This window comes from Herbaspirillum sp. SJZ106 (assembly GCF_006715495.1).
In the GTDB taxonomy this organism is placed as follows: domain Bacteria; phylum Pseudomonadota; class Gammaproteobacteria; order Burkholderiales; family Burkholderiaceae_D; genus Herbaspirillum.
Genome location: NZ_VFNI01000001.1, coordinates 606,940 through 621,026 on the forward strand (window position 1 = coordinate 606,940; position 14,087 = coordinate 621,026).

Here is a 14,087-nt window from a genome sequence, read left to right on the forward strand (position 1 = left end):
AACAGGCAATACCCGGCGCCAGCAACGGCGCCGGCAGCGGCGAAAGCCGCTGACACAACCCGCAAGGGGCAGCGATCCGCAGGCGGGTTGTGTCAGCGAGACTATCGAAAAATCAGGAGTGGCGTGTGCCTACCAGGCGCATGCGAACGCCACATCCCCAGTGTTCTGTACCAACCCGCAAAGGCAGGGAGAACATGCATAAACGGAGACCGGCTATATCCATCCGCGCGGCCATCGGCAGTGGCTCGATGGCGCGGCTTTTGCCGGCATTTGCGGCAGGCATGCCTTTTCTTCCCGTTCTTCCCGTCCTTTCCGGGCTTTCAGCAACGATGCGTTTCAAGCAGGCCGCGCCTCCCTGAGGCGCGCCGTACCCGGTTTCATTTGTTCCCGAAGCGCCGATGACAAGATTCGCAACGAACGGCGGCGTTTCATAGCGAGGCAGGAGACTTCAATGAACAGGCAACAAGACTTCGATGTGGCGGCGGTGCGCGCCATCATCGCCGAACGCAAGGGGATGGCGGGCGCCATGCTGCCCATCCTGCACGGTATCCAGGAGAAGCTCGGCTACATCCCATCGGACGTGGTGCCGATGGTCGCCGACGGGCTCAACGTTTCGCGCGCCGAAGTGCACGGCGTGGTTTCGTTCTATCATTTTTTCCGCCAGCAGCCGCCGGGCAGGCACGTGGTGCAGGTGTGCCGCGCCGAGGCTTGCCAGGCGCGCGGCGCCGACGCGCTGGCCGGGCATGCGCAGGAGATGCTCGGTTGCGCTTTCCATGAAACCACGGCCGATGGCCAGTTCACGCTGGAGCCGGTGTATTGCCTGGGGCAATGCGCCTGCGGCCCCAACATCATGATCGACGACGACCTGCACGCGCGCGTGGGCGCCGACAAATTCCAGCGCCTGGTGCAGGCCAAGCGGGAGGCATGATGCAGACCCAGACTCTGGACACCATCACTGTCTATGTGCCGCGCGACTCCACCGCGCTCGCCCTGGGCGCCAACGACGTGGCTGCCGCCATCGCCGCTGAAGCCGGCAAGCGCGGCGTCAAGATCAGGCTGGTGCGCAACGGTTCGCGCGGTATGTTCTGGCTGGAGCCGCTGGTGGAAGTGGCGACCGCTGCCGGCCGCGTGGCGTACGGCCCGGTTGGCATGGAGGACGTGGCCGGGATGTTCGACGCCGGCTTCCTGGCCGGCGGCGCGCATCCGTTGCGGCAGGGGGCGACCGAGGAAATCCCTTACCTGAAGAACCAGGAACGCCTGACCTTCGCGCGCGTGGGCATCACCGATCCGCTGTCGCTGGACGACTATCTCGCCCATGAAGGTTATGTCGGCCTGAAGAATGCGCTGGCCATGGCGCCCGAGTCGGTGGTGCGGCAGGTGCTCGATTCCGGCTTGCGCGGACGCGGCGGCGCGGCGTTCCCGACCGGCATCAAGTGGCAGACCGTGGCCGGCGCCCGGGCGGCGCAGAAGTATGTGGTGTGCAATGCCGACGAAGGCGACTCCGGCACCTTCTCCGACCGGATGGTGATGGAGGGTGACCCGTTCATGCTGATCGAAGGCATGACCATCGCCGCTATCGCGGTCGGCGCGACCGAGGGCTACATCTATGTACGCTCGGAATACCCGCATGCCATCGCCACATTGAACCAGGCCATCGCCATTGCCACGGAGAAGGGCTACCTGGGCGACAACATCCTGGGCTCCGGAAAAGCCTTCCGGCTGGAAGTGCGCAAGGGCGCCGGCGCCTACATCTGCGGCGAAGAGACCGCCATGCTGGAGAGCATCGAAGGCAAGCGCGGCGTGGTGCGCGCCAAGCCACCGCTGCCGGCGCTGGAGGGTTTGTTCGGCAAGCCGACGGTGATCAACAACCTGATCTCGCTGGCCTCGGTGCCGGTCATCCTGGCGCGCGGCGCCGACTTCTACAAGAACTACGGCGTCGGCCGTTCGATGGGCACGCTGCCGTTCCAACTGGCCGGCAACATCAGGCATGGCGGACTGGTGGAGAAGGCTTTCGGCCTGACCCTGCGCCAGTTGCTGGAAGACTTCGGCGGCGGCAGCGAAAGCGGCCGGCCGATCCGCGCGGTGCAGGTGGGCGGCCCGCTGGGCGCCTATATGCCGCCCAGCCAGTTCGATACGCCGCTGGACTACGAAGCCTTCGCCGCCATCGGCGCCATGATCGGCCACGGCGGCCTGGTGGTCTTCGACGATACGGTCGACATGGCTAGGCAGGCGCGCTATGCGATGGAGTTCTGCGCCATCGAGTCCTGCGGCAAGTGCACCCCGTGCCGTATCGGCTCCACCCGCGGCGTGGAAGTGATCGACAAGATTGTCGCAGGCCAGAACAATGCGGACCGGCCGCAGCAGGTGCATCTGCTGCGCAGCCTGTGCGACACCATGCTCAACGGCTCGCTGTGCGCCATGGGCGGCATGACGCCGTTCCCGGTGCTCTCTGCGCTGAACCATTTCCCGGAAGACTTCGGCACGCCCAGTGAGAAGGCGGCCTGACCTCTGTATCGAAGACGTAAGAATACGTAAGGAGTTGCACCATGAACCAGCTCAATGAAACGGATTACGGCACGCCGGCGCGTGCCTCGGAACAGGAAGTCACGCTGGAGATCGACGGCGTCGCCATCACCGTGCCGGCCGGCACCTCGGTCATGCGCGCGGCGGTCGAGGCCGGCGTCAACGTGCCCAAGCTGTGCGCCACCGACAGCCTGGAGCCGTTCGGCTCCTGCCGCCTGTGCCTGGTGGAGATCGAAAAGGATGGCCGCAAGATGAAGGGCTATCCGGCTTCCTGCACCACGCCCTGCGAGCCCGGCATGAAGGTGCAGACGCAGACGCCCAAGCTGGCCGAGATCCGGCGCGGCGTGATGGAGCTCTACATCTCCGACCACCCGCTGGATTGCCTGACCTGCCCCACCAACGGCAATTGCGAACTGCAGGACATGGCCGGCGCGGTCGGCCTGCGCGAGGTGCGCTACGGTTACGAAGGCGAGAACCACCTGCAGATGAAGAAGGACGAGTCCAATCCCTATTTCACCTACGACCCGTCCAAGTGCATCGTCTGCAACCGCTGCGTGCGCGCCTGCGAAGAGACGCAAGGCACCTTCGCGCTGACCATCGACGGCCGCGGCTTCGCCTCGCGCGTGTCGGCCGGGCAGTTGGACAGCTTCATGGAATCCGAATGCGTCTCCTGCGGCGCCTGCGTGCAAGCCTGCCCGACCGCGACCCTGACCGAGAAGAGCGTGATCATGCTGGGCCAGGCCGAGCACAGCACGGTCACCACCTGCGCCTATTGCGGCGTGGGCTGCTCGTTCAAGGCCGAGATGAAGGGCAACGAGGTGGTGCGCATGGTGCCGTATAAGGACGGCCAGGCCAACCACGGCCACTCGTGCGTGAAGGGGCGCTTCGCCTGGGGCTATGCGACGCACAAGGACCGCATCCTCAATCCGATGATCCGCAAGAGCATCAGCGACCCGTGGCGCGAAGTGTCGTGGGAGGAGGCGCTTTCGTACGCGGCCAGCGAGTTCCGCCGCATCCAGGCCCGGCATGGCAAGGATTCCATCGGCGGCATCACCTCCTCGCGCTGCACCAACGAAGAAACCTACCTGGTGCAGAAGCTGGTGCGCGCCGCCTTCGGCAACAACAACGTCGACACCTGCGCGCGCGTGTGCCATTCGCCGACCGGCTACGGTTTGAAGCAGACGCTGGGCGAGTCGGCCGGAACCCAGACCTTCGATTCGGTGATGAAGTCGGACGTGATCATGATCATGGGCGCCAATCCGGCCTCCGGCCACCCGGTGTTCGCCTCGCAGATCAAGCGCCGCTTGCGCCAGGGCGCCAAGCTGATCGTGATCGATCCGCGCACCACCGAGATGGTCAAGTCGCCGCACGTGCAGGCCGATTACCACCTTAAATTGAAGCCCGGCACCAACGTCGCCATCATCACTGCGCTGGCGCATGTGATCCTGTCCGAAGGGATGCAGAAGGAGGATTACATCCAGGAGCGCTGCGACGTGAAATCGTACGAAGACTGGAAAGCCTTCGTGCTGCGCCCGGATAATTCGCCCGAAGCCATGGCCGAGGTCACCGGCGTGCCGGCCGAAACCATCCGCGGCGCCGCGCGGCTGTTCGCCACCGGCGGCAACGCGGCGATCTACTACGGTTTGGGCGTGACCGAGCATGCGCAGGGTTCGACCACCGTGATCGGCATCGCCAACCTGGCCATGTGCACCGGCAACGTCGGCCGCGAAGGCGTGGGCGTCAATCCGCTGCGCGGCCAGAACAACGTGCAGGGCTCGTGCGACATGGGTTCCTTCCCGCACGAGTTGCCGGGCTATCGCCACATTTCGGACTCCACCGTGCGCGGCCAGTTCGAGCAGGCATGGGGCGTCACGCTCAATCCCGAGCCGGGTTTGCGCATCCCCAACATGTTCGACGCCGCGCTGGACGGCAGCTTCAAGGGACTGTACTGCGAAGGCGAGGATATTGTGCAGTCCGACCCCAACACCCAGCACGTGGCCGCCGCGCTGCAGTCGATGGAGTGCATCGTGGTGCAGGACCTGTTCCTGAACGAAACCGCCAAGTACGCGCATGTGTTCCTGCCGGGCTCCTCGTTCCTGGAGAAGGACGGCACCTTCACCAATGCCGAGCGCCGCATCTCGCGCGTGCGCAAGGTGATGCCGCCCAAGGCCGGCAAATCCGACTGGGAAGTCACGGTGGCGCTGGCCGAAGCGCTGGGCTACCCGATGCCGTACAATCATCCATCGGAAATCATGGATGAAATCGCCGCGCTGACGCCGAGTTTCCATGGCGTCAGCTACGCCAGGCTGGACCAGCTGGGCAGCATCCAGTGGCCGTGCAACGAGGCCGCGCCGGAAGGCACGCCGATCATGCACATCGGCAGCTTCATCCGCGGCAAGGGCAAGTTCCTCAACACGCAGTATTTCGCTACCGACGAGAAGGTGACGCAGCGTTATCCGCTGATCCTGACTACCGGCCGCATCCTGTCGCAGTACAACGTCGGCGCCCAGACGCGCCGCACCGAGAACTCGCAGTGGCACAGCGAAGACCGCCTGGAGATCCATCCGCACGATGCCGAGGACCGCGGCATCCGCGAAGGCGACTGGGTCGGCATCGAGTCGCGCGCCGGCCAGACCGTGCTGCGCGCGACCGTGACCGGGAAGGTGCAGCCGGGCGTGGTGTACACCACCTTTCACTTCCCGGAATCGGGCGCGAACGTGATCACCACCGACAACTCCGACTGGGCCACCAATTGCCCGGAGTACAAGGTGACGGCGGTGCAGGTGCTGCCGGTGTCGCAGCCGTCCGAATGGCAGCAGCATTACCAGCGCTTTAATCGTGAGCAGCTTGGTTTGCTGAAGGGCGAGACGGCCGGCGTCGAACCATTGGTGACCAAATGAACCAACCCCGTCGTCCTGACGAAAGTCAGGACCCAGTGTCGTTCAACGGTGGTCGATGCATAACGAACGTCACTAGATCCCGGCCTTCGCCGGGATGACGGTTTACTGAACTGAATTGCAAGAAAGCATGAACGTACGCATTCCTCCATCCCCCAACATCGACGCAGCCACCGGCGAATACGCAACCTCCGCTCGCGTGACGGTCGAGCGCTGGCGCGACGGCCGGCGCGAGACGATGGAGGATGTCGTCGCCGAGGAAGTGCCGATCGCGCTGGAATACAACGGCATCTCGCATGCCGTGATGATGGCCACGCCAGCCGACCTGGAAGACTTCGCGCTCGGCTTTTCGCTGACCGAAGGCATCCTGGCCGATCCGGGCGAATTGTATGAATGCGAGATCGTGCCCGGCTGCGAAGGGGTACAGGTGCAGATGCGCATCGCCACCGAGCGTTTCGTCGCGTTGAAGGAAAAGCGCCGCAACCTGACCGGCCGCACCGGCTGCGGCCTGTGCGGCGCCGAGACGCTGGAGCAAGCGGTGCGCCATCCGAAGGCGGTGGCGCATGAAGGGGCGCGCTTCACGATAGACCAGATCCATGCCGCGCTGGAACAGATGCAGGGCGGCCAGCAATTGCAGCAAATCACCGGCGCCACCCACGCCGCCGCCTGGCTGGACGCGGAGGGCAAGATCGCCCTGGTGCGCGAAGACGTGGGCCGCCACAATGCGCTGGACAAACTGATCGGTGCGCTGGCCGAAGATGGGGCCGACTTCTCCACGGGCGCGGCCATCATCACCAGCCGCGCCAGTTACGAAATGGTGCAGAAGGCGGCGACGGTCGGCATTGGCTTCATCGCCGCCATTTCGGCCCCGACCGCGCTGGCGATTCGGCTGGCGGAAGAGACCGATGTCACCTTGCTCGGTTTCGTGCGCAAACAGGGGCATGTGGTGTACGCAAGGCCGCACCGGCTGCGCTGAGTGGATGATTCGATGCTTTTCCGGATAAAAGACAAAGACCGCAGGAGGACGACATGAATACCGAGCACCTGACCAGGATGGCCAACCAGATCGGCGCCTTTTTTTCGACCATGCCCGATCATGAGCAGGCGGTGGCGGATCTGGCCGCGCACCTGAAGCGGTTCTGGGAGCCGCGCATGCGCAAGGCGTTTCTTGAGCACATCGAGCAGACGCAGGGGCAGGGGCTCGATCCGATCGTGCTGGAGGCGGTGAACAAGCATATGCAGCAATTGGCGGCATAAGCGGGCAACATCAGCGGGCGGCATCAGCAGGCAACGTCAGCAGGCAACGTCAGCAGTCAAGATCGGCGTTGCCTGGCGCCGGGCTCAAAAAAAATCCTCGCCTTGGCGAGGATTTTTTACGTCCACAGACGTTACACCCGAACTTCAGAGCGTCTGGCCGACCTCGCCAGGCCGGTCACCGCAGGCGCGGTTTCGCGCATGGAAAGGGCGCAACAGACGGAAATGACGCCAAGTGCCGAAAACATCAAGGCGGGGCCGATCCAGCCGGTCACGCCATACAGTGCCGTGGCAATCAAGGGCAGCAGGCCGGCGACCAGCGAGGCGCCGTTGTAGCCCAGCGAAATGCCGGAAGAGCGCACATTGGCGGGGAACTGCTCGGAGAACCAGCTCGATTCCACCGCGAAGATCGGGTCGTGGCTCAACAGCAGCGACAGCGCGATCGCGGTGATGACCATGATGACCGAGCCGGTGTTGATCAGCATGAACATCGGGATGCCAAAGGCGATGGTGAACAGCGCGCCCAGCATGAACACCGGGCGGCGGCCGATCCGGTCGCTCAGGGCGCCATAGATCAGGTGGCTCACCAGGCCCAGGGCCGAGCCGATCAGCGTGCCCCAGAGCACCTGTTTGGTGGTGGCCACTTGCGCCAGCACCACGTACGACAGCATGAAGCTGGTGGTGATGTAGTAGCCGCCGGTTTCGGCCAGGCGCGCGCCGATGATCTTCAGAATAGAACGCCAGTCGTTGCGGATCACCTCCAGCGCCGGTTGCCTGACCAGTTTCTGCTCGGCCTTGGCCGCTTCGAACTCGGGCGACTCTTCCACGTTCATGCGGATGAACATGCCGACCGCCACCATCACGAAGGACACCAGGAACGGCGCGCGCCACACCCAGTCGCCCTCGAACAACTCGCCCGACAGCAGGAACGCGCCATTGGCCAGCAGCAGCCCCATCGGGATGCCGATCTGCGGCACCGCGCCGAAGTAGCCGCGCCGTTCCGGCGGCGCATGCTCGCACGCCATCAGTACCGCGCCGCCCCATTCCGCGCCGAAGCCGATGCCTTGCACCATGCGCAGGATAATCAGCAGGATCGGCGCAATCACGCCGGCCTGTTCATACGTCGGCAGCGCCCCGATCAGGACTGTGGCCATGCCCATCGCCACCAGCGACCACAGCAGCACCGCCTTGCGGCCGACGCGATCGCCATAGTGCCCGGCCAGATAGCCGCCCAGCGGACGCATCAGGAAGCCGATGGCCAGCGTGGCGAAGGAGGCCAGGATGCCGATCAGCGGTTCCTTGGTGTGGAAGAACACCTTGCCGAAATAAGCGGCGGCGGCCGTGCCGTAGATGAAGAAGTCGTAGCTCTCTACGGCCGAGCCGATCATGGAGGCAAAGGCGACCTTGTTCGCCTTGCCCCCGCGTGCCTGGGGATTGCTCATTGTCTTGTCTCTCTGGTTGATTGTTCTGTTGCAAGGGAAGGGGGCGCATGATGGCCCCGGAATTGCTGCCTACTTCCAGGTCTCGATGACCCGGCTGTCGTCGAGCTGGCCCAGGCCGTTCTCGGCCGCCTGGCGGTATTTGGCATTGGCGATCGACAGCAGCGGCACCTGCGCGCCGCATTCCTGCGCCGCGGCGGCGACCAGGTCGCTGTCCTTGACGAAGATGTTGATCGAGCTGGTGACTTCGACGTCGGTGCCGGCCAGCATGCGCGGGCCGCGGTCCGACAGCATCCAGGAACCGCCGGCGCCGTTCTCGACCAGTTCCAGCACGGCCGCCGGGTCCAGGCCCAGCGAACGCGCCAGGTTCAGGGCTTCGGCGGCGGCGACGATATGCACCGAACACAGGTGCTGGTTGACCACCTTGATGGCCTGGCCGTCGCCCAGGTTGGGGCCGGTCACGCGTACGCTGCCCATGGCGTCGAGCACCGGGCGCACGGCATCGATATCCGGTTGCGCGCCGGAAGCGAAGATCACCAGCTTGCCGGTCTTGGCGCGGGCGACGCCGCCGGTCACCGGCGCATCCACCACCTTTGCCCCGGCCGCGCGCAGGCGTTCGCCTTGTTCGCGCACGCTAGCCGGGCCGACGGTGGACATGACGATCCAGATTTGCCCGGCCACGTCCTTGGCGTTGTCGACGACCGCGGCCAACTGCTGCGGGGTGGCGACCATCACCACCACCGCCTGCGCCCTGGGGGCGTCAGCGAAGGCGGCGACCGCGTTGATGCCGTTTTCGGCGGCGCGCGCGCGGTTGGATTCAACTACCTCGACGCCGGTCACGTCGTGCCCGGCCTGTTTGATCTGCAACGCCATGGGCAGGCCGATGGCGCCTACGCCGATGAAGGTAACGTCCATGATGTGTTTTCCTTGTCCTTATTTCAGCCAGGTCTTGATGTTCCCGACCAGTACCGAGGTCGAGATGCCGTAGCGGTCGTGCAGCGTGGGCAGCGCGCCCGCATCCAGGAACTGGTCGGGCAAGGCGACATGGCGGAACTCCGGCATCACGCGCGCCATCACCAGCGCGCGCGTGACGGCCTCGCCCAGGCCGCCGATGACGCTATGGTTCTCGGCGACGATCACCAGGCGGCCCGGACGGCGGCATTGTTCAATGATGGCGGCTTCGTCCAGCGGCTTGATGGTCGGCACGTGCAGCACGCCCACGCTGGCCGAGCCGTCGTCCAGCGCCTTGGCCGCTTCCAGCGCGCGCATGGTCATCAGGCCGGAGGAAATGATCAGCACATCCTTGCCGTCGCGCAGCATCTTGGCCTTGCCCAGCTCGAACTTGTAGTCGTATTCGTCCAGCACGGCCGGCACCTTGCCGCGCAGCAGGCGCATGTAGACCGGGCCGTTGTGGGCGGCGATGGCGGGCACTGCCTGCTCGATGTCCAGCGCGTCGCAGGGATCGATCACGGTCATGTTGGGAATGGCGCGCATCATCGCCAGGTCTTCGGTGGCCTGGTGGCTGGGGCCGTAGCCGGTGGTCAGGCCGGGCAGCGCGGCGCAAATCTTCACGTTCAGGTTTTCTTCAGCGATCACCTGGTGGATGAAGTCGTAAGCGCGGCGCGTGGCGAACACCGCATAGGTGGTCGCGAACGGGATGAAGCCTTCCTTGGCCATGCCGCCGGCGGCGCCCATGAGCAGTTGCTCGGCCATGCCCATTTGGAAATAGCGCTTGGGGAAGGCCTGCGCGAAGATGTGCAGGTCGGTGTACTTGGACAGGTCGGCGGTCATGCCCACGATATTCTGGCGGCGTTCGGCTTCCGCCACGAGGGCATGGCCAAACGGGGCCGGACGGGTCGGCTGGTCGTCGCCGGCGATCGAGGCGATCATCGCCGAGGTCGTCAGGCGCGGCTTCTTTTCAGTAACGGCGTTCATCAACGTTCTCCCTTCGCATGGTTTTCATCGAGCACCGCAATGGCCTGTTGCCATTCCTGCGGATCCACCCGGATAAAGTGGTTTTTCTCGCGCGTCTCAAGGAAAGGCACGCCTTTGCCCATCAGCGTGTCGCACAGGATCACGCGCGGCTTGGCTTCGGCCAGAGCGCGGCAGCGGTCGAAGGCGGCGACCACGGCCTGCAGGTCATTGCCGTTGACGCGCTCCACGTGCCAGCCAAACGACTGCCACTTGTCGGCCAATGGCTCGAAGCCGAGGATTTCGTTGGAGTTGCCGTCGGCCTGCTGGCGGTTGATGTCCACCAGGTTGATCAGGTTGGACAGGCCGTGGTGCGAGGCCGACAGCGCGGCTTCCCATACCGCGCCTTCATCCAGCTCGCCGTCGGACATCGAGTTGTAGACGAAGGCGGGGTTGTTCTTCAACTGCAGGCCCAGCGCCATGCCGACCGCGATGGTCAGCCCCTGGCCCAGCGAGCCGCCGGAAATTTCCATGCCGGGGGTGTAGGTCGCCATGCCGGACATGGGCAGCCGGCTGTCATCGGAACCGTAGGTTTCCAGTTCTTCTTCAGGGATGATGCCGGCTTCGATCAGCGCGGCGTAGCAGGCGATCGCATAGTGGCCGTGGGAAAGGAGAAAACGGTCGCGGCCTTCCCATTCCGGTTCGTCCGGACGGTAGGTCATCGCATGGCAAAAAGCGGTGGCGAGCACGTCGGACCAGCCCAGCGCCTGGCCGATGTAGCCCTGGCCCTGGACTTCGCCCATGCGCAGGGCGAAGCGGCGGATGCGATAAGCGCGGTGCGCGAGTGTTGCCAGCGCCGGGGCGTGCGCCGGCCCGGCGGTTGCCGAAGTCATCATGACTGTCTCCTGTAGGAAGGGAATCAGGTTGTTGCCGGGCCAACGTTATTACGTTCTTATGTTCTCAATTCACCAATCGTTGAGCCCGTGGGAATCGGTGCTACTCTAGCGAGGGATTTTTGCTGAGACAAAAGAAAAAAACTCAGTATTTAATGAATCAAGTTCACTAATGAATACTTTCCGTAAAGTACCTTTGCCGTTTGTGCGGATCTTCGAGGCAGCCGGGCGTTCGCTCTCGTTCGCGGCGGCGGCCCAGGAACTGAACCTCACGCCCAGCGCCGTCAGCCATTCCATTCGCAAGCTGGAGGAGATGATCGCGGTCAAGCTGTTCCAGCGCAGCACGAGGGAAGTCAGGCTGACGCGGGAGGGCATGCAGTTGCTGGAGCATGTGCAGCGCGGCATCGATGAAATGCAGCGCGGCTTCGCCATCGTGACCAATGAGGCGCGCAGTCCCTTGCACCTGCATTCGGCTCCCAGTTTTGCCACGCAATGGCTATTGCCCCGGCTGGCCAGCTTTGTCCGCGAATATCCCGATATTGACCTGCAGGTGTCGGCCAGCACCGAATATGCGCGTTTCGATGACGACTTCGACCTGGATATCGTCTACGGCGATCCGCGCTCGTCGCCGCACGAATCGATCCCCCTGGCGGTCGAAGGCCTGGCGCCGCTGTGTTCGCCGGAGCTGGCGCGGCAGATCCGGTCGCCGCAAGACTTGTACCGCCTTCCGCTGATCCAGTGCGCGGTGCAGCGGTTTCAATGGAAAGGGTGGTTCGAGGCCAATGAGCTGGCGGCGCCGGCCCACTACGGCTTGCGATTCGATCGCAGTTCGATGGCCATCGCCGCCGCGGTGGACGGGCTTGGCGTGGTGCTGGAGTCGACCTTGATGGCCGAACGCGAACTTGCCGCCGGCAAGCTGGTCAGGCCGCTGTCGGGCACGCGCGAAGTGAAATACATCGGCCACTATCTGGCCTATCCGCGCCGCCAGCATCACCACGAGGGCTTCGAGACGTTCAGGGGGGGGCTGCTCGGCCAGCTGGGCCTGGCGGACGGGCCGCAGTCTCAATAACGATATCCCAGCGTCAGCATGACGGTACGGTCATCTCCCAGCGCTACCGCGCGCGCCAGGCCGCCGGTGTAGTACGCGGTATTGAACAGGTTCTTCACGTTCAGCGCCGCGCGCCAGCGTTCGGCGTTGTAGGCCGCGCCGATGTCGGCCAGCACGTAGCCGGGCAGGGTGTAGCCGTTGGTACGCACCATGCTCTGGCCGCGCACCCCGCCGTTGAGCTCCCAGCCGTTGAGCGCGCCCCTGAAGCGGTAGCGGCCACTGGCGTTGACGGTGTGGCGCGGCACGTTGTCGAGCCATTGCCCGGTGGCGATGGAGGCGTTGCCCAGATTGTCGGCGGTGATCGCGGCGGTGTAGGAGTAGCCGGCCATGACGCTCAATCCGTTGCTCAAATCGCTGGCGAGGCTGATTTCGCCGCCTTGCGAGCGCTGGTTGCTGGCGATCTTGAAATTGGTATTGGCGGGATCGTTGCTGAGCACGTTGTTGCGGCGCAGGTCGAAGACGGCGACGTTGAGGCTGGTGCGTCCCTGGTCGAGGTCGAACTTGACGCCGGCTTCCCATTGCTTGCCGCTTTCAGGCTGGAAGGTGGCGCCGGCCGACGAGGTGCCGGTGTTGGGGTTGAACGAGGTGGTATAGCTCAGGTACGGCCGCACGCCGGGCAGCACTTCGACCATCAGCGCCGCCGAGCCGGTGGTGGCCGACGCCGGGGTGTCGGTGTGGACGCGGGTGAGCCGGTTGTCGGAATAGGTCGAGATGATGTCGTGGCGCAGGCCGGCCAGCAATTGCCAGCGCTGGCCGAAGGTGATCGTGTCGCGCAGGTAGAGGCCGGTGTCGCGCACCGAGGTCGAGGTCTTGGTGTTGGGCGTGGCGGGGCAGGTGACGCGGGTGTACAGCGGGTTGTACAGGTTCAGCGCGGGCACCGAGCAGTTGTAGGAGGTGGCGTCTTCGCGCGAGTTCATGTAGTCGGTGCCGAAGGTCAGCGCATGCTTGCCGAAGCCGGTGCTGACGCTTTTCTGCAGGTTGGTGTCCATGACGAAGGTCTGGCCTTCGAAGGTCTGGTCGGTGGCGGTGCGGGTTTCGGTGGCGCCGGTGGCGGTGGAGACGTTGTTGACGACGAACTGGCCGCTCATGCTGAACTGCTGCCAGCGCAGGTTGTGGTGCAGGCTCCAGCCATCGTCGAAGCGGTGGGTCAGGGTATAGCCGAGGCGGGTTTCGGTGGCGTTGTAGGGGCGGGCCGAGGGTTCGCCGGTAAACAGCGAACGCGGCAGGCTGCCGTTCCTGTTGCTGTAGATCGAACCGTACAGCGGCAAGCCTTGCTGGCGCACGTAGCTGCGCTCCTGGAAGCTGGTCAGGATGGTGAAGTCGGTACGCGGGCCCAGGTCCAGCGACAGCGATGGCGCGATGTAACGGCTTTTGGACCAGACATGGTCGGTCGCATCGTTGCTGTTGGCGATGAGGCCGTTGATGCGGAAGGCCTGCTTGCCGTTCTCGGACAGCGATTTGTTCAGGTCCACCGTGGCCTGGCGGAAATCATGGCTGCCCACGGTCACGTCGGCATTGGCGAAATCTTCGCCCTGGGGCCGTTTGCTGACCATGTTGACCAACCCGCCCGGCAGGACTTGCCCATACAGCAGCGATCCCGGCCCCTTGAGCACTTCCAGTTGCTCCAGGCCGGACAGTTGCTCGGCGACGCGGCTGGATGTGGTGGTGCGCAAACCGTCGAGATAGAGCGAATCGGATGCGACCTGGCCGCGGATGATGAAGTCGTCCCAGCCGCGCCGGCCGTATTGGCCCGATACCACGCCGGGCACGTTCTTGAGGGCGTCGGCGATGGTCACCGCCTGCTGGCTGTCCAGCAGCGCGCGGGTGACGACCGTGATCGATTGCGGCGTTTGCGCCAGCGGCGTGTCGGACTTGTTGACCTGGGCGCGCTTGGCCTTGAAGCCGCTGGGGTTGTCGCCGTCGGCGCTCACGTTGACGGTGGGCAATTGCGTATCGGTTGTTTGGGCGGCGGCGAGCAAAGGCGGGAATGCGAGCAAAATGGCCACGGAGCCGCGGGAAAGCGAGGAGAGCATATTTTAGTGAATAGGAATTGTTATTATTT

11 protein-coding genes are annotated in these 14,087 nt (G+C 64.5%); 6 read left to right on the plus strand and 5 right to left on the minus strand.

All coding sequences use genetic code 11. The annotated features are described in order from the left end of the window. The first annotated feature begins 451 nt into the window (after window positions 1-451). The 5 genes from FB598_RS02670 (at window position 452) to FB598_RS02690 (ending at window position 6,677) form a co-directional block, all read left to right on the plus strand. Window positions 452-928 carry a formate dehydrogenase subunit gamma gene (locus FB598_RS02670; RefSeq protein WP_141912524.1) on the plus strand — a complete coding sequence of 159 codons (477 nt, stop codon included), beginning with the start codon at window positions 452-454 and terminating at the stop codon, window positions 926-928. After that, on the plus strand, window positions 928-2,505 hold the full coding sequence (locus FB598_RS02675) for an NADH-quinone oxidoreductase subunit NuoF (RefSeq protein ID WP_141912526.1): 1,578 nt from the start codon (window positions 928-930) through the stop codon (window positions 2,503-2,505). Before FB598_RS02670 ends, FB598_RS02675 begins: the two co-directional genes overlap by 1 nt. A gap of 41 nt (window positions 2,506-2,546) precedes the next feature. Beyond that, complete coding sequence (fdhF, locus tag FB598_RS02680; protein ID WP_141912528.1) at window positions 2,547-5,423, plus strand: formate dehydrogenase subunit alpha; 2,877 nt, start codon at window positions 2,547-2,549, stop codon at window positions 5,421-5,423. A gap of 127 nt (window positions 5,424-5,550) precedes the next feature. Continuing rightward, a complete protein-coding gene (fdhD, locus tag FB598_RS02685) occupies window positions 5,551-6,396 on the plus strand; it encodes a formate dehydrogenase accessory sulfurtransferase FdhD (RefSeq protein ID WP_141912530.1) in 846 nt (281 codons plus the stop codon). A 53-nt stretch (window positions 6,397-6,449) separates the two neighbouring features. Continuing rightward, on the plus strand, window positions 6,450-6,677 hold the full coding sequence (locus FB598_RS02690; protein WP_141912532.1) for a formate dehydrogenase subunit delta: 228 nt from the start codon (window positions 6,450-6,452) through the stop codon (window positions 6,675-6,677). 131 nt (window positions 6,678-6,808) lie between these two features. Here FB598_RS02690 and FB598_RS02695 read toward each other — a convergent pair whose 3' ends face one another. The 4 genes from FB598_RS02695 to FB598_RS02710 form a co-directional block, all read right to left on the minus strand. Next, window positions 6,809-8,116: an MFS transporter gene (locus tag FB598_RS02695; protein WP_141912535.1), complete on the minus strand. Its 1,308-nt coding sequence runs from the start codon at window positions 8,114-8,116 to the stop codon at window positions 6,809-6,811. Window positions 8,117-8,185: 69 nt separating this feature from the next. Next, window positions 8,186-9,028: an NAD(P)-dependent oxidoreductase gene (locus FB598_RS02700; RefSeq protein WP_141912538.1), complete on the minus strand. Its 843-nt coding sequence runs from the start codon at window positions 9,026-9,028 to the stop codon at window positions 8,186-8,188. A gap of 18 nt (window positions 9,029-9,046) precedes the next feature. Then, window positions 9,047-10,048 (minus strand): transketolase family protein, encoded by a 1,002-nt coding sequence (locus FB598_RS02705; RefSeq protein ID WP_141912540.1) that lies wholly within the window; start codon window positions 10,046-10,048, stop codon window positions 9,047-9,049. Then, window positions 10,048-10,917, minus strand: coding sequence for a transketolase (locus tag FB598_RS02710; RefSeq protein WP_141913334.1), 870 nt, complete (start codon window positions 10,915-10,917; stop codon window positions 10,048-10,050). Before FB598_RS02710 ends, FB598_RS02705 begins: the two co-directional genes overlap by 1 nt. Window positions 10,918-11,089: 172 nt before the next feature. On the opposite strand from FB598_RS02710, the gene FB598_RS02715 reads away from it, so the two are divergent. Then, complete coding sequence (locus tag FB598_RS02715) at window positions 11,090-11,986, plus strand: LysR substrate-binding domain-containing protein (protein WP_141912543.1); 897 nt, start codon at window positions 11,090-11,092, stop codon at window positions 11,984-11,986. On the opposite strand, the gene FB598_RS02720 is transcribed toward FB598_RS02715, so the two are convergent. Continuing rightward, window positions 11,980-14,058 carry a TonB-dependent siderophore receptor gene (locus FB598_RS02720; protein ID WP_141912545.1) on the minus strand — a complete coding sequence of 693 codons (2,079 nt, stop codon included), beginning with the start codon at window positions 14,056-14,058 and terminating at the stop codon, window positions 11,980-11,982. The two genes, FB598_RS02715 and FB598_RS02720, sit on opposite strands and share 7 nt — an antisense overlap. Between the last annotated feature and the right edge of the window lie 29 nt (window positions 14,059-14,087).

What these genes read in the sequence shown, in the direction of transcription:
- FB598_RS02670 (WP_141912524.1), top strand. Translation starts at nt 452, where the DNA reads ATGAACAGGCAACAAGACTTCGATGTGGCGGCGGTGCGCGCCATCATC.
- FB598_RS02700 (WP_141912538.1), bottom strand. Translation starts at nt 9,028, where the DNA reads ATGGACGTTACCTTCATCGGCGTAGGCGCCATCGGCCTGCCCATGGCG.
- FB598_RS02710 (WP_141913334.1), bottom strand. Translation starts at nt 10,917, where the DNA reads ATGACTTCGGCAACCGCCGGGCCGGCGCACGCCCCGGCGCTGGCAACA.
- FB598_RS02695 (WP_141912535.1), bottom strand. Translation starts at nt 8,116, where the DNA reads ATGAGCAATCCCCAGGCACGCGGGGGCAAGGCGAACAAGGTCGCCTTT.
- FB598_RS02675 (WP_141912526.1), top strand. Translation starts at nt 928, where the DNA reads ATGCAGACCCAGACTCTGGACACCATCACTGTCTATGTGCCGCGCGAC.
- FB598_RS02690 (WP_141912532.1), top strand. Translation starts at nt 6,450, where the DNA reads ATGAATACCGAGCACCTGACCAGGATGGCCAACCAGATCGGCGCCTTT.
- fdhF (WP_141912528.1), top strand. Translation starts at nt 2,547, where the DNA reads ATGAACCAGCTCAATGAAACGGATTACGGCACGCCGGCGCGTGCCTCG.
- fdhD (WP_141912530.1), top strand. Translation starts at nt 5,551, where the DNA reads ATGAACGTACGCATTCCTCCATCCCCCAACATCGACGCAGCCACCGGC.
- FB598_RS02715 (WP_141912543.1), top strand. Translation starts at nt 11,090, where the DNA reads ATGAATACTTTCCGTAAAGTACCTTTGCCGTTTGTGCGGATCTTCGAG.
- FB598_RS02720 (WP_141912545.1), bottom strand. Translation starts at nt 14,058, where the DNA reads ATGCTCTCCTCGCTTTCCCGCGGCTCCGTGGCCATTTTGCTCGCATTC.
- FB598_RS02705 (WP_141912540.1), bottom strand. Translation starts at nt 10,048, where the DNA reads ATGAACGCCGTTACTGAAAAGAAGCCGCGCCTGACGACCTCGGCGATG.